The organism is Psychrobacter piechaudii (assembly GCF_900162825.1).
In the GTDB taxonomy this organism is placed as follows: Bacteria; Pseudomonadota; Gammaproteobacteria; order Pseudomonadales; family Moraxellaceae; genus Psychrobacter; species Psychrobacter piechaudii.
Genome location: NZ_FUGE01000208.1, coordinates 1 through 21,537 on the forward strand (window position 1 = coordinate 1; position 21,537 = coordinate 21,537).

General features: G+C 42.7%; 17 protein-coding genes and 2 tRNA genes. 6 read left to right on the forward strand and 13 right to left on the reverse strand.

Annotation, left to right across the window (positions count from 1 at the left end; translation table 11 throughout):
- The 10 genes from A1019T_RS11000 to A1019T_RS11045 form a co-directional block, all read right to left on the reverse strand.
- Positions 1–683 (reverse strand): IS66 family transposase zinc-finger binding domain-containing protein (locus A1019T_RS11000; RefSeq protein WP_208608070.1); only part of this gene is annotated, 683 nt, incomplete at its 3' end.
- A gap of 42 nt (positions 684–725) precedes the next feature.
- The gene (tnpB, locus tag A1019T_RS11005) at positions 726–1,070 is read right to left on the reverse strand and encodes an IS66 family insertion sequence element accessory protein TnpB (RefSeq protein WP_077451670.1); all 345 of its coding nucleotides are present in this window, start codon (positions 1,068–1,070) and stop codon (positions 726–728) included.
- The gene (locus A1019T_RS11010) at positions 1,067–1,465 is read right to left on the reverse strand and encodes a transposase (RefSeq protein WP_208608071.1); all 399 of its coding nucleotides are present in this window, start codon (positions 1,463–1,465) and stop codon (positions 1,067–1,069) included. The genes tnpB and A1019T_RS11010 overlap by 4 nt, the downstream gene beginning before the upstream one ends.
- A 136-nt stretch (positions 1,466–1,601) precedes the next feature.
- Entirely contained in the window at positions 1,602–2,408 is an 807-nt protein-coding gene (locus A1019T_RS11015) for an NTP transferase domain-containing protein (RefSeq protein ID WP_077451672.1), read from the reverse strand.
- Positions 2,408–3,721, reverse strand: coding sequence for an XdhC family protein (locus A1019T_RS11020; protein ID WP_077448043.1), 1,314 nt, complete (start codon positions 3,719–3,721; stop codon positions 2,408–2,410). Before A1019T_RS11020 ends, A1019T_RS11015 begins: the two co-directional genes overlap by 1 nt.
- 14 nt (positions 3,722–3,735) lie before the next feature.
- Positions 3,736–6,186, reverse strand: a complete 2,451-nt coding sequence (locus tag A1019T_RS11025) for a xanthine dehydrogenase family protein molybdopterin-binding subunit (RefSeq protein ID WP_077448042.1) — start codon at positions 6,184–6,186, stop codon at positions 3,736–3,738.
- Positions 6,187–6,188: 2 nt separating this feature from the next.
- Positions 6,189–7,181: an FAD binding domain-containing protein gene (locus tag A1019T_RS11030; protein WP_077451673.1), complete on the reverse strand. Its 993-nt coding sequence runs from the start codon at positions 7,179–7,181 to the stop codon at positions 6,189–6,191.
- Positions 7,178–7,879, reverse strand: coding sequence for a 2Fe-2S iron-sulfur cluster-binding protein (locus A1019T_RS11035; protein WP_077451674.1), 702 nt, complete (start codon positions 7,877–7,879; stop codon positions 7,178–7,180). The genes A1019T_RS11030 and A1019T_RS11035 overlap by 4 nt, the downstream gene beginning before the upstream one ends.
- Before the next feature lie 482 nt (positions 7,880–8,361).
- Entirely contained in the window at positions 8,362–9,123 is a 762-nt protein-coding gene (locus tag A1019T_RS11040; protein ID WP_077451675.1) for an SDR family oxidoreductase, read from the reverse strand.
- Positions 9,124–9,218: 95 nt separating this feature from the next.
- The gene (locus tag A1019T_RS11045; RefSeq protein ID WP_077451676.1) at positions 9,219–11,024 is read right to left on the reverse strand and encodes an acyl-CoA dehydrogenase; all 1,806 of its coding nucleotides are present in this window, start codon (positions 11,022–11,024) and stop codon (positions 9,219–9,221) included.
- 198 nt (positions 11,025–11,222) lie between these two features.
- On the opposite strand from A1019T_RS11045, the gene A1019T_RS11050 reads away from it, so the two are divergent.
- Positions 11,223–12,221, forward strand: a complete 999-nt coding sequence (locus A1019T_RS11050) for a GlxA family transcriptional regulator (RefSeq protein WP_077451677.1) — start codon at positions 11,223–11,225, stop codon at positions 12,219–12,221.
- Between the two features lie 56 nt (positions 12,222–12,277).
- On the opposite strand, the gene A1019T_RS11055 is transcribed toward A1019T_RS11050, so the two are convergent.
- The gene (locus A1019T_RS11055) at positions 12,278–12,835 is read right to left on the reverse strand and encodes a methylated-DNA--[protein]-cysteine S-methyltransferase (RefSeq protein ID WP_077451678.1); all 558 of its coding nucleotides are present in this window, start codon (positions 12,833–12,835) and stop codon (positions 12,278–12,280) included.
- A gap of 80 nt (positions 12,836–12,915) precedes the next feature.
- On the reverse strand, positions 12,916–14,130 hold the full coding sequence (gene ftsY / locus A1019T_RS11060; RefSeq protein ID WP_077451679.1) for a signal recognition particle-docking protein FtsY: 1,215 nt from the start codon (positions 14,128–14,130) through the stop codon (positions 12,916–12,918).
- Positions 14,131–14,613: 483 nt separating this feature from the next.
- Between ftsY and A1019T_RS11065 the strand changes: the two genes are divergently transcribed.
- The 4 genes from A1019T_RS11065 to A1019T_RS11080 all read left to right on the forward strand — a co-directional run bounded on the left by A1019T_RS11065 (position 14,614) and on the right by A1019T_RS11080 (position 17,008).
- Positions 14,614–15,198: a TetR/AcrR family transcriptional regulator gene (locus A1019T_RS11065; RefSeq protein WP_077451680.1), complete on the forward strand. Its 585-nt coding sequence runs from the start codon at positions 14,614–14,616 to the stop codon at positions 15,196–15,198.
- Positions 15,199–15,253: 55 nt separating this feature from the next.
- Positions 15,254–16,702 (forward strand): MDR family MFS transporter, encoded by a 1,449-nt coding sequence (locus tag A1019T_RS11070; RefSeq protein WP_077451681.1) that lies wholly within the window; start codon positions 15,254–15,256, stop codon positions 16,700–16,702.
- Between the two features lie 113 nt (positions 16,703–16,815).
- A tRNA-Val gene (locus tag A1019T_RS11075) sits at positions 16,816–16,891 on the forward strand.
- Positions 16,892–16,931: 40 nt separating this feature from the next.
- A tRNA-Asp gene (locus tag A1019T_RS11080) sits at positions 16,932–17,008 on the forward strand.
- Between the two features lie 1,273 nt (positions 17,009–18,281).
- Here A1019T_RS11080 and A1019T_RS11085 read toward each other — a convergent pair.
- Complete coding sequence (locus A1019T_RS11085; RefSeq protein WP_077451683.1) at positions 18,282–20,336, reverse strand: alkyl/aryl-sulfatase; 2,055 nt, start codon at positions 20,334–20,336, stop codon at positions 18,282–18,284.
- 113 nt (positions 20,337–20,449) lie between these two features.
- Here A1019T_RS11085 and A1019T_RS11090 point away from each other — a divergent pair, with 113 nt between their 5' ends.
- Positions 20,450–21,535 (forward strand): AraC family transcriptional regulator, encoded by a 1,086-nt coding sequence (locus A1019T_RS11090; protein ID WP_077451684.1) that lies wholly within the window; start codon positions 20,450–20,452, stop codon positions 21,533–21,535.
- Positions 21,536–21,537: the final 2 nt, after the last annotated feature.

Sequence of the window (21,537 nt, forward strand, 5' to 3'; positions counted from 1 at the left end):
TCACACTCACGGCATACCCATTTAGGGTAGATGTGACGCTCAATATAAAACTGCTTAGGGATAATGCCAAGTTTGTCTTGTTTATCCTCCCCAATTCGCATCATTTGACAGCCGCAGTCACAAACGGTGGTAAGTGGTTCATGAACCTGGGTTTTCACCTCAAGGTTGTCAGGAATCACTGTGTATTTGGCACGCTTTGTTTTTTTAGGCTGATCAGTAGCTGAAGCTGGCAGCTCATCTGTGATCTCTTTGGCGGCTTTAAGCTCAGCCTCATCAATGAGGGTTTCTGCCTCAGTACGATCAATAGCAGGCAGCTTGGCAAGCTCCTCTTTGCTTAAGCCACTCCGGTAGTCATCTCGGATTTGTTCAAGCTGCGCTAAGTCCTCTTGCGCCGCCTCATAGTTTAAGTGGGTTTGTCTGGCAGTGATGCCTTCGCTTTTTTGTCCATAGAGCCGGTGAATAAGCTGCTTTTGTTTTTCGATGAGTTCAAGCACTTGTTCATATAGCTTGTGGTTTTCTTCAACCACTTGGTTAAAAAGCTGCTGTAGTTGATCGTGACTTGTGTTTGTTTGAACAAGCTGTTGTTGCAGGTGCTCATTACGCTGTTCAAGCAGGTGGATTTTCACCAGAAGCTCGGCGTAAGTGGGGTCTTTTGATAAGTCGGATAAGTTGGCAACAGTCATGGCGATATGTTGCCAGAGTTTTATTTGCCTGTCATCTGCTATTTATAGGATGGGGGTTAATTTATCTTTGCCCATGTTACGCCAAGGCAGTCCACTGATTAAGGCATTAAATTGTTCACGGTTGATGCTGATGCCAGTTTGAGTGGTGGCAAGCTGTTTGGTTAAGCCATGAAATTTATTGTCATCAAGCTGACGGCTACAAAGCCACACCCCAAGACCATCATGAATGAATACTTTTAGGCGTGTGCCTGCTTTGTTGTAAAACAGGTAGGCACAGTGAGGACGAATGCTTTGGTGTTCGGTGATGATGTGGGCCAGTAGTTTGCCACTACCACATCGCATGTCCATGGGCGTGGTGGATAGCCAGATGTGAGTGATGGGTATCATTGCAGCCCTCGTAGTAGGTCAATCAAGCTTTGAGTGTCTATTTGGCTAATGTTGAGGTTTATCGTCCCAGATGCTCGAGCTGTGATTTGCAGTTTGATGTTTTGTATGACGGAGGCTGAGCGTAAATGCGCACCTTCAGGCTCAAGATGGATTGGGATAAAGTGCGGGTTTGTTGGATCATCTGGTCTGCTTATAGCGCCAGGTAATGTATCAGCTTGAGCATGTGCCCGCTGATACTGGCGTTTCCAGTTATGTAGAAGGTTTTGGTTGATGCCATGCTCTCGAGCGATACTGGCAATTGATCGACCTGAGTCTGTCGCTTCTTTTACTAAAAGCGCTTTAAACTCGGCGCTGTAAGTTCTTCGTTTGGGTGTATTAGGGGGTTGTGTTGTCATGTTAGTGTCCACGATTATTTGTTCATGGACACTATCTCGCATTTTTTAATAGAAAAAAAGATGGGATGGTCGGATGCTTACGGTGGTTTTACGGCGACTGGTGATAAAAATCCCGCCAAACTATTGGCGGGATTTTTTATGGGTCTAGCCAGCCTTTCTTTATCGCATACTGCAACTGCTCAGGGGTGTCAATATCGAGACTTAGCTTAATATTATCAACCACGCTCAGATCCTTACTGGATAAGCCTCGAATTAAGTGCCGCAGCCCCTTATCGCCGTTAAGTAATGGCTGCCATTGAGTCAATAACTGGTAATCAATATTGATAGGCAGACCGATAATCCGTTTCTCATTATCTGAAATATCAGTATTTGAAGTTTCAGTTATTAGACGTTCAATATGGGATAATTCGTTTTCAAAAATCTTGTATGAACTAGAATAACTACTAGCGATAACTTTCTTGCAACCGCTAGCTTTAGCGTAGCCGGACTGCTCTGTCTTTTTATCCGCATTAAAACCGGCCAACAAATTACTTAGATGATTAATGTGGAGTAAGACTTGATCAACCCCCAGTATTATTACCCGCTGTATCGCTAAACCATTAGCTACTTTACGGTTTAACTGAGTAATCGCCAAACTTAAACTGTGCGCCATACCTTGTTCAGGCTGGGTATTTATAACAGGCGTCACCACATCATGCTGTGCCGCTAAGGTCTGGCTTAATTGGATAGTTTCACTCTGTGAACTAGCGATAACCAATAAAATGGCACTGGGGTTAATGGTCAAGGCTAGGTTTGTCATTACCTCAAGCAGAGGTCGAGACTGCTTCTTTAATAGTTGCTTAGGCTGACCTAAACGCTGACTTAATCCGCTAGCCAGTATAATCACAGCATGAGATTGTTGCAGTAATTTTAGGTCTTTATTGCCAACGTTCTGCTTTATCATTAATTAAACACTTCAAATCGTGTGTTAGCCACATGAGGTGAATCACCTTGTGAGCGATGCGCAGGCTGTTTGCTAATTATATTGCCTGAGTTTACAGGGCTTAGGTCTACCTCGTGCATAACTGCATTTATTTCTGCCATAATACCTAACGCCAGAGCTTCTGGCCCCTCGCCGCCAAGCTTATAACCAATTGGATAATGTAACTGCTCAATACCGGCCCGAAGCTCATCGACATTACCGTCATACGCTTCGGTAATCTCATCAATCAAACGTTCAGTACGGTATTTTGGTCCCAATTGACCCAGATAAGCAGGGGGATGTGCAAACAACACTTTAAGTCGGGCTCTATCTTGAGTCAGACTATGAGACATCACTGCCACCGCGGCATTACGACTAAGCTCAATAAGAGTTTCACTGTCCTCTAATGGCAAACACATTACTTTGTCGGCCTGCATAAACCGAGAGCGAGTAGCATAATGACTGCGGCTATCAATAACGGTAACGTGCCAATCTTGCATTTTGGCCATCGTGACTAAAGGCGTTACATCATTACCTGCTCCACAAATCAGCAACTTAATCTGGGGTTGTAAACGGCGTACCAACCACTGGGTCTGTACCCGCTGCTGTAATGAATTATCGACTGTGCCTAATAGTGTGACGAATTGCGCCGGCTTCTGTTGATATTGTTCTAAACACAACGTGTTTATAGCTTGGCTCAGTATAGGATCATGTATCGAATCATTGAGGCTTGGTGCACTGAAGTCATTTACCCCCATGCTGTCTTTATTTAGCGCAAACTTATCTAAATTGACGTGTAGACCAATGGGGTGATCAGATGACTCAGAACGGACTAAAGTGGCCACCGTCATAGGCTCACCACTAAGGCGCACCTGCTTAATACACTTAAGTAACTGCGCCGCAGAAGCCAATCGTTCAAACAGCACGTGCACTCGGCCATTGCAACCTAAACCAAAATTAAGCTCAAGCTCGCTGTCCATGCTATTTTCAATATCATGTTCATCACTATAACTTTTAGTATTACTCTCATCTTTATCGACAATACCCTCACCCGTTTGATAGACCTGAACCACCGAACCTTGACGAGTAAGCCAAAACGCTTTTTTGATAATGTGGGGCTCCAAGCAGCCCCCACTAATCATACCTGCGAATCGGCCATCAGCGCAGATCAACATCATTGCTCCAGCTTTACGATAGGCAGAACCTTCGGTATGCACCACAGTTGCCAAAACCGCCTCAATCTGCTCGCTTTGAGCTTGGTCAGCAAGTTTTAAAATGTCGGAGACGTTATTCATAAAGGGGCCTTATATTAATCTGGCAATTGGTCAATAAGCTTATCTAAGGTAATAGGGAAATCGTAAATTCTTACCCCTACTGCATTATAGATAGCATTGGCAATGGCAGCAGCAGCTCCTGAGATAGCAGTCTCACCGATACCTTTGATGTGCATAGGATTGGTATAAGGATCATCTTCTTCCACCAAAATCACCTCAAGTTGAGGCACATCAGCATTCACCGGAAGATGATATTCTGCTAAATCATGATTACACAGTCTACCGTCACGTTTATCATGTATGACCTCTTCCATTAATGCAGCACCAATACCAAATACCATACCGCCATAACACTGAGAGGTGGCTAAGTTATGGTTAAGAATACGTCCAGCAGTGAAAGCACCGGTCATATTTTTCACTCGGACTTCACCAGTGACACGATGAACCGCAACCTCAGCAAAGTTGGCCCCATAACAAGCTTGACGATGCGACTTACCATTTTTACCTGGGGCAATCTGTCCTTTAGCGCTTAACTTTTTATCCTCTAGTTGGCTGATAATATCTGCCAAAGGATAAGTTGCAGAGTCACTAAAGTCATATTGCTCAGGATCAATATTGTTAGAGCCTTTCATTGAAACTGATAAGCCTACTTTTTCAGTGGCATCCTCTACTTTATCTACTAAGGCATCTAAAGCCTTTTTGCCAGCTTCTACTGCACGTTCAGCCACGCCAGCCTGATGTTCACCGGTTTTGGATACTTGACCTTCACCCAATTGAATCGTATCGGCATGTAAGCCCACTCGTTTAGCGATCTGCTCTCTAAGCTCGGCACAAGCCAGATAAATACTACTTCCGGCACTGGCCGCCCCAAAGCTACCGCCTGATCCAGGGCTTGAGGGAAAACGACTATCACCAAGTTGCATATCAATATGATCAATTGGCAGGCCTAATAGATCGGCAGCCACTTGCGAGAACACGGTATAAGAACCGGTACCAATATCAGTCATATCTGATTCGATGACTGCTTTTACCCCTAAGGTTTTGCTAGGGTCTAATTGTAAGGTAGCCCGTGCTTCTGATGGCATAAGTTGGTTGCCTCTTGAAGCCACAGCCATACCAGTACCAATCCACCAATCGCCTTCTAGATAGCTGGCAGGTTCGCTACTGTGTTTTTCTTCCCATCCAAAAGCTTTCGATCCTTGCTCCAAACAAGCCAATAACTGTCTGGTTGAAAAAGGAATTTGTTGTGAAGGATCTTCTTCAGGTTCATTACGGCGACGCAGCTCGATAGGATCCATACCCAGCTGGCATGCCAGTTCATCCATGGCACATTCTAAGGCAATTTGCCCAACCGCCTCACCAGGAGCCCGCATAGAACCTGATAGCGTCCAGTTCATATCGACCTGCTCGTAGTTGACCCTACGATTCTCACCGCGATATAAGTAATGGGTAGACAGGCCAGCCGGTTCAAAGAAACTCTCATTAGGCAAGTTACTCGATATGGTGTCATGAATAATAGTGTTCAACACCCCATTTTCATCACAGCCTAAAGCTATGCGCTGACGGGTATTAGAGCGACGAACGGTCGACTCCATCACTTGAGGACGAGTCATCATTACCAGCACCGGTCTGTCCAGCTCTTTGGCTGCAATGGCAGCAGCTATTGATTCAGGAGAAATTCCTAACTTACTACCAAAACCGCCTCCCACATAGCGAGAGATAACGTTGACGTTGTCATTGTCGATCTCTAACGCGTCGGCAATTTGCTTTTGGCTAAAGGCAACCATCTGATTTGAGGTATAAATAGTCAGTTTATCGCCTTCCCAATATGCCAAACTGCTATGCGGCTCCATTGGGGAATTGCTTTGACTCGGGGTGGTATAGACTCGGTCTAAAGTCACTGCAGATTGCTGCAACCCTTTTTCAGGATCACCGTGTTCGCTATTTTTATCAGAACCTTCCTTCTCATTGACTTCATGAGCGTTTTTCAGCTCTTGTTTGAAGTCTAAAGCCGCTTCATCGGTCTCATCTTCATAGCTCACCACTAAGGCTTTAGCGCCTTCCGTAGCCGCCTCAAAAGTTTCCCCGACAACTATTGCTATGGGTTGGCCATGATAAGCAATGTCTATTGCCCCTTGGGTCGGCGCTTTCATCTTGCCGCCCTGCTGTGAGTTACGTAAGAAATGCTTAGCATCGGTAACCACTTTGATCACCCCTGGGATATCAGCCACTGACTCGGTATCAATGTTGGTCACTTTACCGTTGCTAATAGTCGCCCCGGCTAACACACCGTAGACCCTATTGTCTTTATAGAATTCTGCAGAATAAGGGGCTTGGCCACTAACCTTGAGCGAGCCATCCACTCGGGTAACGGGCTTACCAACCAGTTTGCTTGAAGTCTTATCAAAAAGGGTGTCAACAGGCCCATTCATCATCATTCTTTTGGTGGGTTCAGAGCCCAAAATATCTGTATCAAAAGCAGCCATGTTTATGCATCCTCAGCGTTTACAGCACGCTCAATAATTTGTTTTAGTAATCGACGGGTTAAGGCAATTTTAAAGTCATTCTGACCCTGTCCTTGGGCGTCTGCTAATAAGATATTTGCCGCTTTAACGATATCAGGCACACTGCCTTTACTACCCTCAAGACTGGCTTCAACTACTTCATTGCGCCAAGGCTGAGAGCCGATACCGCCAAATGCCAATCTTACGCTGCTTAACGTACCTTCATCATCGACATCAATAACGGCAGCGGCTGATACCAAAGCGAAGGCATATGAGGCACGGTCACGAATCTTATCGTAAGTGTGCATGCCTTTGATCGGTGGTGGTAATACCACGTGAGTAATCATTTCACCTTGCTCCAATACCGTTTCAATATGTGGAGTGTCACCAGGCAGCTGATAAAAGTCTTTAATTCCGATACTACGGGTAGAGCCATCTGCTTTTTGGGTTTGTAATGTGGCATCTAATAATCTCATGGCTACTGCCATGTCTGAGGGATGCTGAGCGATACAATGCTCGCTAGTACCTAAGATAGCCAATCCCCGATTTTCACCGCCGATAGCAGGACAGCCACTGCCTGGCTCACGCTTATTACAAACGCTATCAGGCTGATAGAAATAAAAGCAGCGGGTACGCTGTAAGAAGTTACCGCCAGTAGTCGCTTTGTTACGCAGCTGACCAGAGGCTCCAGCTAAGATTGCTCGGGATAGCACGGGATAATTGTTAATGACTTTAGAATGAGCGGCCAAATCACTGTTGGTTACTAAAGCCCCTATGCGTAGGCCGCCTTCAGGGGTTGATTCGATTTGTTTTAATTCAAGCTGAGTAATATCGACCAGCTTAATAGGCGTCTCAATTTCAAACTTCATTAAATCAATTAAGTTGGTACCACCGCCGATAAATGACGCCCCTTCGCTACTGGCTGCCACACAAGCAGGCTTTAACTCATTGGCACGGACATATTCAAATCGTTTCATGAGTTTACTCCTGTTGATTGTGGGCGATTGGCAGTATTAGGGTTGGCAGTATTAGAATGTTGATCAGTTTTGGCGGGCGGAGATTTTAACTGGGCTTCACTAGGGGGTGGTGACCATATTCCTGTCACTGCTGAAGACAATGCCTCGTTCGAGGAATCGACCTGGTTCTGCGGTTGCTGATTCTGTGGTATTTGTTTTTCAAGAACTTCAGTAATCGCTTTAATAATATTGGGGTAAGCTGAGCAGCGACAAATATTGCCACTCATACGCTCAGCGATTTCATGAGCCATCAACGCATTGGGCTGAGTTAAGTCTTCGGTGACATAGCTGGGCCAGTTTTGTTTCACCTCTTCGATAAGAGCTGTGGCTGAACAGATTTGGCCTGGGGTGCAATACCCACACTGAAAGGCATCATTGCTTAAAAACGCTTTTTGCAAATCAGAAAGAGTCTCAGGCAAACCAATGCCTTCAATGGTAGTAATCTCGTCCCCTTCATGCATCACTGCTAGAGTAAGACAAGAGTTAACCCGCTGACCATTAATTAAAATAGTACAGGCCCCGCATTGACCATGGTCACAGCCTTTTTTAGGACCAGTAATTTGTAACTGATGGCGACACAGATCGAGTAAGGTGGTTCGAGGATCAAGGTCTTCGAATTGATAACTTTTATTATTAATACTGAGCGTTAAGTTTGTCATGCTGGCGTCCGCTGGCAGGTGGGTTTGAGTGAAATCTTATAAAACTTTTAAATAAATAGTTATTCTACTTTGCTATCTATCCTAATGAAAAATCAAAAGTTTTTTTATTATCTCGTGTTGTTTAACTGTGCTTTTTGGTAAACAGAAAGACTGTTTTGTTTTAGATGGCTTAATAAACGGTTCTGCACAAGCGCTAAACCTTTGTTTAATTTAGGGTAAATAAAAACCCCTAGCCTAGAGAACACTGAACACAAAAAACCCCACTCATAAAAAAACTGAGCATTAAAATATAGTCGTAGACAAATTAAAGAGCTACAGCGTTAACCTTACTAAGCCCGTTCTAGTAGTACTTGAGGTAGGTTGCCTCGTATCTCATTTGGTTGGCTATGACTATATCAAGCATAAAAAAGACCCTCACTACTTAAGGTGGTGAGGGTCTTTGCTTTAACATTTGCTTTTTTATATAACAAACACTATTTATACTAGGTTAATAAGCCACCGTCCACATTGATACAAGCGCCCGTGGTATAGCTTGAAGCATCAGACACCAAGTATAATACGGTGCCTGCCATCTCGGAGGGCTGTGCCACCCGCTTTAACGGTATCATTGCCAGTGCCATGTTAAGTACTTTGTCATTTGAGGTGAGCGCTGAGGCAAACTTGGTATCGGTTAGTCCTGGCAGTAACGCATTGACTCGAATATTATAAGGGCCACACTCTTTGGCAAAAGCTTTGGTCATACTGATGACTGCCGCTTTGGTAATAGAATAAATGCCTTGTTTATCGCCTGGGCTTACTCCGTTGACTGAAGCAGTGTTTAAAATAACCCCACCGCCCTGCTCGCGCATCATCTTGCCAGCCGCTGTCGACATAAAGAAATAACCCCGAATATTTACGTCAACCGTCTTATCGAACGCAGCCAGATCGGTGTCCAAGATATGACCATAATAAGGATTGGCAGCGGCATTGTTGACTAAGATATCAATACGACCAAACTCATTTTTGATGTGCTCAAATATGGCCTCAATTTGAGACATTTCACCAACATGACACGCGTAAGCTGTGGCTTTACCGCCCTCTGCTACGATACTGTCGGCCACGGCCTGACACGCGTCTATTTTACGGCTAGAAACAATGACTTCTGCGCCATAAGTAGCTAGTAAACGGGCGATAGCCTCACCAATACCGCGACTGGCGCCAGTGACTAGTGCTACTTTCCCTGTTAAATCAAATAAATCTTTCATAACTATTCCTTTAGTATACTTTATTGGCTATATTTTGATTTTGACATTAGTGTTGATTGATAAAAAAACTATAAATAATAAGCTAATTATTAGGGTTAGAACCACTGTGGCTGCATATCGCTACACACTGAATTGTTATTGGTTAATAGTCCAATATCGCGTTGAATAAGCGGTAACTCCCAATCAATGAAGTATTTTGCAGACTGTATTTTGCCGTGGTAAAAGTTTTGTTTATCGCTATCTTCAGTGAAGGCCAATAATTGCTCGGCCTTGCTGGCCTGACGGATCCAAATCCAACTTATGATAATAGTGGCAAATACATTCATCAGCGCTTGGGCGTTGGCAGTTAATGTGGTCACCTGCGGTGTGGTTAGGGTTTGACCCACATGTTGCAATAGAGGTTGCAACTGTTCAATATAAACCTTTAATTTTTTGGCAAGTTTGGCGGTTTGTGGGGTTGAGATGGCTGTTAAATCACGAGTTATTTCTTGCTGTAAAACCTTTAATCCCAGACCTTGTTGTTGCCATAATTTACGAAAGGTTAGGTCTAAGGCTTGAATGCCATTAGTGCCTTCATGAATGGGATTTAAACGGTTGTCACGCCAAAACTGCTCTGCTTGATATTCTCGGGTGTAACCTGCCCCGCCCAAGACCTGAATACCCAAGTCATTGGCTTTAGGCCCATATTCAGAAGGCCACGCTTTTAAGACGGGAGTTAATAAATCTAATAGTTCAGACAGCTCTTGCTTCTGGGTTTCATCACCACAAGTATTGATCCGGTCAATTAAGTTTGAGCCATACAGGCACAATGAAATACCACCCTCACTATAAGCTTTTTGGGCCAGTAGCATACGCTTGACATCACCATGCTCAATAATGGCTGCTGCTGGATCTTCTGGCTTTAGGTTGGGGGCGACTCGACCCTGCAGACGATCTTTGGCATAAGCCAGCGAGTACTGATAGCCACGATAGCCAATCATAGCTGCCCCAAAGCCTACGGCAATTCGTGCTTCGTTCATCATCTTAAACATATAACGCAGGCCAAAATGCTCCTCGCCAATAAGATAGCCCACACAATCATTGGCATCGCCAAAGCTAAGCGCCGTTGAAGTTGTGCCACGATAGCCTAACTTGTGTATCAATCCTGCCAAATGCACATCATTACGTTCGGCCACTTCCCCATTGGCATCTAAGCGGTATTTAGGCACTGCAAATAGTGAAATACCTTTCACGCCAGCAGGTCCTCCTGGCACTTTAGCCAATACCAGATGTACGATATTTCCAGACAATTCATGGTCACCGCCAGAGATATAAATCTTGCTACCACGGATTCGATAAGTTCCGTCTTCATGAGGGATGGCGGTAGTTTTAATATCGGCAAGAGATGAGCCTGCGTGTGGCTCGGTTAATGCCATAGTACCCGTAAACTCACCGGTTAGCATTCGGGGGACAAACGCTTGTTTGATCTCATCACTAGCAAAGTGTATCAGCACATTAATCGCCGCTGAGGTTAAAAAAGGATAGGCGGTGGTGGCCGGGTTAGCTGCCATAAAATAACCGCTTAAGGCAGTCATTACTGTCTCTGGAAGCTGCATGCCTCCGTCTTCAAAGCTATAACGCCCAGCAATAAAGCCAGAGTTTCTAAAGGCATCGAAGGCTACCTTCACCTCCTCTATCATGCTGACGTTTTGACCATCAAACTTAGGCTCATCTTTATCAGCAGTCGCGTTGTGAGGCAAAAACAAATCAGTAGCTATCTTTTTTGCTGTCTCTATCGTGGCATCAAAGGTCTGTCTTGAATGCTCAGAGAATCTATCATGCTCACACAGTTGCTCAGTATCTAGTACGTCATAAAGCTGAAACGGTAATTCAAACTCATTAATTAAGGTATTTGCGTCCATGCCACTCTCTTTATTGATTTAAGAATTGGTTTTTAAAGCATTGTCTAGAAACACTGCTTTAGCGGTTTTTTAATATTAGTCTACTTTTAGGCTTCTCCCTATTGTCATTTATGACATAATTAAGGTCATAAGTGACAAAGCCTGGCTTTACAGATACCGCTTTAGTAGATAAAAATCCAAATCAATAATGGAGACCCCATGACTCACACCGAACCATTTAATGTCATCATTGTAGGATTTGATGGGGTGCTTGGCAGTGCCCTTACTGGAGCTTTAGACTTATTTTCATTTGCAGGTGTCAGTTGGCAGCGCTTTTTAGATCAAGATATTGAGCCTAGATTTAAGGTACAAATTGCCAGTTTGAACGGAGATCCAATTCGCTGTAGCAATAGATTAATTATGCAGCCCCATTGTGATATCGCCGATGTGACGCAGTGTGATTTACTGCTTATTCCAACCATTGGGGATTCAATCGAAAAAGTACTGTCTAGCAATCATGAGCTGATTACTCACCTACAACGCTTGGCTCAGACGCAGACCGACATTGCCAGTAATTGTAGTGGTGCATTTTTATTAGCAGAAGCGGGATTATTAAAAGACAAAACGGCGACAACCCATTGGGGCTATGCCAGCAAATTCAGGCAAGACTATCCCGATGTGGATTTACAAGCCAAGCAGTTCGTTACTCAATCGGATAATATATTTTGTGCTGCAGGAGGCAGTGCTTTTTATGATTTAGCGTTACTGTTAATAGAGCGCTATTGTGGTCGCGAGTTATCGGCTCAGGTTGCCAAAACTCAGGTCATTGATAAAAAAATAGGCGATCAAAGCAGCTATACCAATGTCACTTTACACAGTCCCCACTCCGACCCTTTGGTAATGCGAATACAGCAGTTTATTGAACAAAACTATGCCCAGCCGCTCCAAGTAAGCGAGCTGGCTGACAGAGCTAATGTGACACCACGCACCCTAAACAGACGCTTTCAAGCCTGTCTGTCTATGCGCCCTATTGAGTATATTCAAGCGGTGAGAATTGAACAGGCCAAGCGGCTGCTAGAGTCTGGTGATGTCAGTATCAAAACTTTGGCCTATCAAGTGGGCTATCATGATTTATCCTCGTTTAGCCGACTGTTTAAAAGGACAACAAATTTAACGCCTAAGGCTTATCAACAAAAATTTAGTCGCAGCTTAATCTAAAACCGCCTATTAAAAACGGTCCAAGGACTTCAGTTCAAGCTCAAATTTAATTTAATTTAATTTCGCTCAATATCGAGTAACAACCGCTTTTTATCTAAGCCTCCGGTATAGCCACCTAAGCTGCCATCACTGGCCACTACCCGATGACAAGGAATGATAATGCTAAAGGGATTTTTGCCATTGGCGTTGGCTACCGCTCGGTAAGCTGTGGGTTTGCTAATGTTTTGTGCCAATTGAGCATAACTGATGGTCTGGCCATAAGGGATCTGCTGCAGCGCTCGCCACACGCTTTGCTGAAATGGAGTACCTAACGACCAATCAAGAGTCATATCGAACTGCTGACGCTCGCCGGCAAGATATTGGTCGAGCTGAGTGATAGTAGTTAATAAAAGAGCGTCAACTGGTTTTTCTTTGCTTAGGCTATTTTTATTAATAAACTTAAAATCCTCGTCACAAAGGTTATGACACTTTTTTAACGGGGCCAGTGACTTTGATTCATACCAAACTTCTCCCTCAGCCAGCCAGTCTAAGCTAACCAATTTGGCCTCTTGAGAGACAGCAGACGCAATTAGTAGCAATTTGTACTGGGCAAAAGAGGTGGTGGTAACAATCATCATCGCAGGCCTCAACATAGGTCTCAAACAAAAAAATGGCACCTTATGATGCCATTTTTTTGATATTAAAAGGTACTGTTTTATTCATCCGTTTCAAATAAAGCAGCCACAAACTGCTTCGGACTAAAGGCGCGCAGGTCATCAATAGACTCCCCTACGCCAATATAGCGAATAGGAATGTCAGTGGTATTGGCAATGTTAAACACCACCCCACCCTTGGCAGTTCCGTCCAGCTTGGTAATGGTAATACCGGTTAACGGCACCACATCATTAAATAGTTTCACCTGGCTGATGGCGTTCTGACCCGTACCAGCATCCAGAACAATCATACCTTCGTGCGGCGCAGTTGGATCAGACTTACGCATGATACGCACCACTTTTTCAAGCTCGGCCATCAAGTGAGTTTTATTCTGCAAGCGACCTGCGGTATCGGCAATCAACACATCGATGTTTTTGGCTTTAGCTGACTGCATCGCATCAAACCCTACTGAGGCACTGTCAGCACCGTGACCTTGAGCCACAACTGGGATATTATTGCGCTCTCCCCATACTTGCAGCTGCTCGGTCGCCGCGGCTCTAAAGGTGTCACCGGCCGCCAACATAACTGACTTACCTTCTGCCTGTAAGCGCTTGGCCAACTTACCAATGGTAGTGGTTTTACCCACACCATTTACACCTACTACTAAGATAACAAAGGGCTTCTTGGTGGTATCAATAATTAATGGCTCAACCTTAGGCTCTAAGATTTCAACCAACTCTTTTTGTAGTGCCTTATATAAAGAGTGTGAGTAAATCAAATCACCACGGGCAGTCTGTTCGGTTAAGCTCTTGATAATCTTATCAGTAGCTTCTACCCCAATATCTGCAACCAAAAGTTGGTCTTCTACTTCTTCAAGCAGCTCATCATCAATCTCTTTACCACCGATTAGAATGTTGGCCACACCTTCAGCTAGGTTCTTACGAGACTTGGTAAGGCCTGACTTCATACGTGAGAACCAGCTGCCACGCTTTCTACCAGACTCTTCGGTTTCCTGCTGTTGTGCAGTTGCTTGAGGCTTAGTCTCTTCAGGCACTGCTGGCGTAACAGCAGGCGTGCTAGGCTGCGGCGTCGGCTCTGTACTTAAAGCTGGAATAATTTCTTCAGGCTCTTCTTCTACTTCAACCCGCGGGGTTTCAATAATAGGAATGTCCGGCGTACTGGCCAAATCCGGGAGAGTAATGTCGTCGTCATCTAGCTCATCTAGGCTACCATCAAGGTCAATGACTACGCGAGTCGGATTGTTTGCATTATTCATGGGGCATCTCTTTATTTATAAGGGTTTTAATAATAGTTAAATAAGGATAAAAAGCAGTATTCATTAAATTATTTTATTGTGGCTTAGTTTACCATAATTGCCCCAAAGCTTGATAACCCCCTCACCTAACTCCTAAAAATCAATGAAACCCTATTTTTCAGTGGCCTAAAATTTTTAGAGATCTGATTTAAATTTATCCTTTTGGTTACTTTTATAACTTTCATTTGCATCCTTTTATCTTCACTTTTCTCACCCTGACTCGATATTCATTACCCCTACTTTGCCTTATTCCTCACACTTTACTGACTTCAAAAATCAAGTGCAACTCCCCTATTAGCTTGTGTTTTAGGGCTTATTACTCACTGGCACCCCTATCAAAATTCAGTCTTGGCATAAATTTATGACGTTGACAGCTAAGGGTTCTATCTCTACCATACGCCAACTAATAGACCAGTTGTTATAATTTTAACAAAGGATGTAGACATGAGTAAAAAACCCAAAGCAAAAGACGTTTTAATTGATACGGCATCACGCCTATTTATGGTACGCGGTTATTGCGGCGTGGGTCTAAACGACATTATTGAAGAAAGCGGCATACCTAAAGGCTCGCTGTATTACTACTTCCCTGAAGGTAAGGAGCAGTTAGCTATTGCCGCCATTGAAAATACCAAACGCTTGGTCATGGAGGACATTCAACGAGTCTTTACCGACAAGGAAAATCTGATACAAGCGCTGCAAGCTTATGTCTATACCCTAGCCCAGATGTTTGGTGAAGGCGGAAAACCCATCGGCTCTCCGATTGGCACCATTGCTGGTGAAAAGCACTCTACCAGTGAGCCTATTCGCTTGGCCTGTGAGTCTACCTTTAAGGACTGGCAAACCGTTTATGCCGAGAAATTTATAGCCGCTGGCTATGATGAGCAGCAAGCCAACAGTTTGGCCACCGTGTTTCATGCGCTAACTGAAGGCGGCATCCTTTTGGCCTTCACCATGAAAAGTGGTCAGCCTTTAGAGCAAATAGCAGAACAGATCCCGTCCCTATTTGCTGAAAAACCCGTCGAGAAATAATCTTTTTTATCCTTACTTTTTAACCTATAAACTCAATTAGCAATAAGAGAGTAAAATGTCCCACACCACTATAGATCAAAATCAGAACGTCGTTAGAGCCGTTCCAATTTTAATCTCCTTTTTGATTGCCGGCTTTATTGGACTATTTAGCGAAACCGCATTAAACATGGCTCTTGGTAATTTAATGCAAGAGTTTGATGTGGTTTCTTCCACCGTACAGTGGATTACCACCGGTTACCTATTAACAATGGGTATCCTTATTCCGGTTACTGCTTTATTAATCCAATGGCTAACGACACGCCAACTGTTTATCACATCTGTATTATTTTCAATCGCAGGTGTCGTTTTATCTGGCATGGCTCCAACCTTTAATGTTTTATTATTAGGACGAATCGTTCAAGCAATCGGCACAGGCTTGCTGATTCCACTGATGTTCCATACCGTACTCATTATCTTCCCTATTGAGAAACGAGGGCTGATTATGGGCGCTGTGGGCTTGGTAATGATGTCTGCACCCGCAGTTGGTCCAGCCGCTTCTGGACTAATTATTGAGGTATTAAGCTGGAACTGGATCTTATGGTTCATCTTGCCATTTTTGTTATTTACTTTGGTCTACGGCTATATTTATGTCCAAAACGTGACCGTATTAAGCAAACCTAAGATTGACGTACTATCCATTATTTTATCGACGCTAGGCTTTGGTGGTATCGTCTATGGCTTTAGTGTTGCCGGTCATCAAGGCTGGGCAAGCCCTATTGTAATTGCTGCACTAGTAATTGGCCTTAGCTCATTAATTGTATTTTCTATCAGACAATTTAAAATCGACAATCCCATGCTCGATTTGCGCACACTGCAATTTCCTATGTTTACCTTAGCGCTATTAAGTGTCATGGCAACCTTTATGATTATTCTATCGACCATGATCTTATTGCCGTTATACTTACAGATTGGACTGGGTTTAACCGCATTGACAGCAGGCCTTGTATTGATGCCTGGCGGTGCTATTAATGGTATTTTGTCACCCGTTGCAGGTCGAGCTTATGATATGTATGGCCCTAAGGTTCTATTAACCCCTGGCTTCTTGATCATGCTATTTATGTTGTGGAATTTGTCTCATGTCACCACAGATACCTCGATGTACACCGTAGTGCTATTGCACTCGGGGCTGATGGTTGGCGTAACCTTCGTTATGATGCCCTTGCAAACCCATGGCTTAAACGCTCTACCAGCCAACTTGTATCCAGATGGAACAGCTTTAATTAATACTTTGCTGCAGGTCTCTGGCTCTATTGGTACGGCGCTCGCCATTACCATTATGTCGGCTTCTCAAAACAGCTTCCTTAAAGGCGTAAGTAATCCATCAGACCCTGCTATGGAAAGTATTTCATTGACTGCGGGTGTTCAAACAGCCTTTATATTGGGTATTGTACTGGCAATTCTTGGGGTAATTATGTCGCTATTTATGAACAAGCCTACCCCTAAAGAACAACCTCAAACTCAATAAGAGCAAAAAAGTTAAAAATATATTTGACACACAGAAAATAGTGTATATAATACCCACCTACATTCAGAGGACATAGTAATCAAGCTAAGTTCTTTAATGTAGAGTAAAACTCAGGGTGATTAGCTCAGTTGGTAGAGCGTCTGCCTTACACGCAGAATGTCGGCAGTTCGAGCCTGTCATCACCCACCACTATTTTTAGAGAGTGGTTAAATATTCTAAAGCGACCTAAGCAGCGGTAGTTCAGTTGGTTAGAATACCGGCCTGTCACGCCGGGGGTCGCGGGTTCGAGTCCCGTCCGCTGCGCCATATTTTAAAACTTAGTTTTAGAACAAAGTTTCAACCTCAAGTATTTAATGCTTGAGGTTTTTTTGTGCCTGTTGGTTTTATACTTACCCCTTCTCATCCCTTTATTCATATAGCTTCATCGCAGTGTTAAAACTTCAGATAAGCCCTTCCCGATTTTAATTTAGTAAGCACTAGCTTGGAGCTGATTTAAAGAGAGATTGTTAACTAATACTAGTTAGTGGTTAAGCCAATCTATGGTGACTAATTACATGGTGGCTAAATAGTGACCATTTTGTGACCTAGCCTCTTATCGATATATCAAGTATGTTCATAGTAAAAAACAGCTTTTTTCACTTCTGAACTAATAACTCTGCAACTTATTGTACTCAATTTATCCTAAGCTATCTCTGCAACCATCACAAACTTTCGCGACACTCTGTGTCGTTTATTTTTTTCATATTAAAAAATCCTAAAGCCTAGGTAATATAGTAAAGTAGGCAAACACGCCCATAGTTCAGTTAAGCGAGTTTGTTGTGTTACAGCACAATCTAATGCAGAGTCGCTTTCCATTTGATTTAAAAGCCACGACATTCTTTGAAGATTTGCTAATATATTTGATTATATTTAGAGGATATATAATGATAGCTCAACCACTGAAGTATGGATGCAAGAACTTTGGGATTGGGCTGATAAACACAATATTAGAAGCCTACTACATGACGCCCAACCTTTACTTGAGGCTACAGAGATTCCAATTTATTTTGGATATAAGATAAAAGAGATTCCGGAGAGTATTGGCAAGCTTAGCAACCTACATGAAACGAGATGGTTGATCTTTTGGCTAGTAAGCTGCAAGTAGCTGAACAGGCTTCTTCATAGTTTCTAGCTAATAACCTCATACAACATTGACTATAAGCGCTTCAGACTTGTGCTTACTAAACAGTTTTATTAGGTGAGTGTTTGCAGTTTGGGGTATGAGCATAAACTGTTACATCAGATAAAGCCATATCGATACTTATTATTATACCCACCAACATCATATCGATATGGACTATTACATGAATCAAAGCTAGTCAACCCAAGGGGCCTCCACTGCTATTTGTCTAGATGTGAAAGACCCTAATATAAGTTATTTATAAGCTTAACTATTACTTCATTACTTATGGTCTGTAATACTTATATTTTCTGACCTATATCCTCATACAGCCTAGACCATGAGACTTTCAATCTTATACTTGATAAACAATTTTATCAGGTGGGTGTTTGAATGTTGAGGTTTGAGGATTTATAAGTTTCAATCCTCCGGCAGTACTATACCGAAAGATTCTGGCGGTTTCTCAAATAAACTTAAGAACCTCATTAAATCCATCTTGCTCCCGTCAATAGTCAACTCGTCAGTAAATAGTATTTTTTTAACCCCTGCTTCACCGATCAACATGTCAATAAACAAAGGATGCGTAAGACTGAGCGTAGCATTGACTTCATGTTGTAATGGAACCTTGTTATCTAATAACCGATGATGTAGAACAGCATTCTCTACCCATAATAAATAGCTTTCATTCAAATCAGTAAAATTAATCTTGATACGCCAGTCTTTATCAGTAGCGTTCTCAGATTTTAGACGAACTGCTAGGGTATCAAAGAAATTCGATACGGGTGTTTGCTCGAAAACACCTTTCATAGAAGCCATATCAATGCCTTTATTAGGAGTGCCTTGACGAAGCTCTTGCGCTGCTGTCAAATAAACATCACGCCAAGGTCCCGACTCTGCTTGATATCCAAGCTGATCGTAACTGCTAGCAAGTAGTTTTCGGGCAGCCATATTATTTGGTTCAGCAAATACCAGGTGGTTCAATAATTCAGCACTCCATCTATAGTCTCCTTTATCAAACGCAGTCTGAGACTGTGCTAGCATCTTTTCACTACCAATCATCGCTACATAAGCACTCGCTCGTTGAGAGTCAGGCAACGGATCTAGATGCGCAGGATTGGCATCATACCAACCAAGATAGTTCTGATAGACAGCGCGTGCATTATGTTTGACCGTGCCATAATACTCACGATTAGAGAATACTTTAGCTAAGCTAGGCGGTAATTTTATATCTTCCGCAATTTCACCAGGTGTCATACCCTTATTCATTCGACGTACGGTTTGGTCATGAATGAATTTATACGTATCGCGCTGTTGGGTTAAAAAGGTTTGAATTTTTTCTTGACCCCACATAGGCCAATGATGACTAGCAAAGTAAATATCAGCGTCGTCAAACAAATTTCGTGCCTCTTCAATGTAATTGCTCCATTTCAGCGCATCACGAACTTTCGCACCTCGTAACGTATAGAGATTATGCATATTGCGTGAAACTAGCTCAGCTCCGCCAAAAGCCTTGTATTTAGGCAAATAAAAGGTCAGCTCCGCGGGTGCTTCTGATTCTGGGGTATATTGAAAATTAAAATCTACCCCGTCTACTTTTAGGTTCGTAGGTGTAGCATTAACAAGTTGAGTAGGTTTAATAACACTAAACTGACCAAAGGCTGGTCCTTTACCTAAACCTGTATCAACATGACCATATTCATCTCGTGCTAAATCTTTACCATACATATAAACGGCGCGACGACTCATCGCGGTACCAGCAATAATGTTTTCACTCGTCGCTTCTTCCATAAATCCATCAGGAGCAATAATTGGAATATTCTGTTTAGCAATATCTTCTTGACTGATGATACCTAATACCCCACCGAAATGGTCAATATGACTATGGGTAAAAATAATAGCGCTAATGTTCGTCATATTTGAATAACGCGTAGCCAGATGTTTCATGGCAAAATCAAACGCGTACTTTGCCGTTTCTTTTGAAGTCATCGTATCGATTACAATCCATCCACTATCTCCTTTGATCAGGGTCATGTTAGACAAATCGAAACCACGCAACTGGTAAATACCAGGAGTCACTTCGAATAATCCCTGAATATTATTAAGCTTAGCTTGTCGCCATAGACTGGGATTAACTGTGTCTGGAGCATCGCCTTTAATAAAGTCATAAGCAGCCATATCCCAAACGTTTTTGGTAGCATCAGATGAAGATGGTATTTGCATACCGTCTATACTAGCAATTAGGCCACGACGCGCATCTTCGAAGTCCTGCTGATCCGCTATATTGAGCTCATTAGCGATTTGGCGATTGGCCTCAATAGTACTGGCTGTTGCAGCACGTTCGCCATCACTAACTGCTATTTTAGTTGTTGATGAATCATTACAGGCTACTAGCAGCATGCTACTACAAAGTAGTAGCAGTCGACTTGGTCTCAAAATACTAGAACGAGTGCTCTTTAAGAAGATGATGTTTACCATTAAAAACTCCTTTTTTTAGTAAACTTTATTAGTTTAAATTTTAATGACACAATGGTTTAAAGTTTGGAAATATTTTCTCTATTAGTTAAGCGCATAGATAAACGAGAATTAATATGCAAGACAAAAAATTTACTGTTCATAAAAGCATGGTGCTTTCTAATAGAAAGGCGCTAGCTTTATATTTATTTAAGATTAATCGTGCTGAAGATATTCCTAAGATCATGGCACTATCTGTAGATTTAGATACTTTTAGAGGTGATCGTGTTCCCTTGGAAATTGTCACCCGTGAAATTGATTTAGCCGTACAACTCCTTCAAGAAGACTACATAGGGTTAAAAATAATGGAGCTCACTGATGTAAAAGCACTACCTTTGTATAAAGGTATAAAACTGTGTATTAACCCTTTACTAGAAGCTGAAATAGAGATCCCATTTATTGTGCTTTGCCGTTTAGTTAGCCGTTACTTCAAAATTATCACCGAGTCCATACAAGTTACTTTAGTGATAGAAAAAAGCTTCTTACGGTTAGACTTTAATCCAAGTTTGCCAGACATAGCTAATAACCATCAAATTGATGGTGTCATACTCGCTGTACATAAAATCTTAGCCGAGTTCAGTACTCTACAGCCTGTAAGACTTACTATTGCGCACCGGAATTCAACACACGGCAGTGAACTATATAACAAACTTCTAGGTGTTCCAGCTGAGCTTTCTAGCAAAAGAAATAGTTTATATTATCCATTAATGAAAAATTATAACTCTCAATCAGATTTGAACTTATCGACAGGTGCTGACACATCAATTGAAAGAAGCTTTTTCATTGGGCCGTTGCACTATATGCTTGATAAAGAGTTTCCTGATTTGAGCTACGCTGAGCGCTGTCAACATATCTTGATGACTGTCATAGGAATTAGTGAAGCAACCCGTGAGACTGTAGCGCAAATTCTAAATATGAGCGTCAGTAGCTTGCAAAGACGGTTACGTGAAGAAAAAACCTCGTTTCAAAAATTACTACTACATACGAAAAAGGTAATGGCTGATGAATTCTTAGTGAAGCAGAACCTCTCAGCTACTGATGTGGCTTTCCTATTGGGGTATCAATCTCATAGTCAGTTCTTTCAAGCTTTTAAACGCTGGTATTCAATGACTCCGATGGCTTATCAAAAGTTACATCAGAGTCATGATAGATCAGAGTATTGAGC

Bases quoted from the DNA above. Each gene is read 5' to 3' on its own strand.
- tnpB (WP_077451670.1), bottom strand. From the start codon at position 1,070: ATGATACCCATCACTCACATCTGGCTATCCACCACGCCCATGGACATG.
- A1019T_RS11010 (WP_208608071.1), bottom strand. From the start codon at position 1,465: ATGACAACACAACCCCCTAATACACCCAAACGAAGAACTTACAGCGCC.
- A1019T_RS11015 (WP_077451672.1), bottom strand. From the start codon at position 2,408: ATGATAAAGCAGAACGTTGGCAATAAAGACCTAAAATTACTGCAACAA.
- A1019T_RS11020 (WP_077448043.1), bottom strand. From the start codon at position 3,721: ATGAATAACGTCTCCGACATTTTAAAACTTGCTGACCAAGCTCAAAGC.
- A1019T_RS11025 (WP_077448042.1), bottom strand. From the start codon at position 6,186: ATGGCTGCTTTTGATACAGATATTTTGGGCTCTGAACCCACCAAAAGA.
- A1019T_RS11030 (WP_077451673.1), bottom strand. From the start codon at position 7,181: ATGAAACGATTTGAATATGTCCGTGCCAATGAGTTAAAGCCTGCTTGT.
- A1019T_RS11035 (WP_077451674.1), bottom strand. From the start codon at position 7,879: ATGACAAACTTAACGCTCAGTATTAATAATAAAAGTTATCAATTCGAA.
- A1019T_RS11040 (WP_077451675.1), bottom strand. From the start codon at position 9,123: ATGAAAGATTTATTTGATTTAACAGGGAAAGTAGCACTAGTCACTGGC.
- A1019T_RS11045 (WP_077451676.1), bottom strand. From the start codon at position 11,024: ATGGACGCAAATACCTTAATTAATGAGTTTGAATTACCGTTTCAGCTT.
- A1019T_RS11050 (WP_077451677.1), top strand. From the start codon at position 11,223: ATGACTCACACCGAACCATTTAATGTCATCATTGTAGGATTTGATGGG.
- A1019T_RS11055 (WP_077451678.1), bottom strand. From the start codon at position 12,835: ATGATTGTTACCACCACCTCTTTTGCCCAGTACAAATTGCTACTAATT.
- ftsY (WP_077451679.1), bottom strand. From the start codon at position 14,130: ATGAATAATGCAAACAATCCGACTCGCGTAGTCATTGACCTTGATGGT.
- A1019T_RS11065 (WP_077451680.1), top strand. From the start codon at position 14,614: ATGAGTAAAAAACCCAAAGCAAAAGACGTTTTAATTGATACGGCATCA.
- A1019T_RS11070 (WP_077451681.1), top strand. From the start codon at position 15,254: ATGTCCCACACCACTATAGATCAAAATCAGAACGTCGTTAGAGCCGTT.
- A1019T_RS11085 (WP_077451683.1), bottom strand. From the start codon at position 20,336: ATGGTAAACATCATCTTCTTAAAGAGCACTCGTTCTAGTATTTTGAGA.
- A1019T_RS11090 (WP_077451684.1), top strand. From the start codon at position 20,450: ATGCAAGACAAAAAATTTACTGTTCATAAAAGCATGGTGCTTTCTAAT.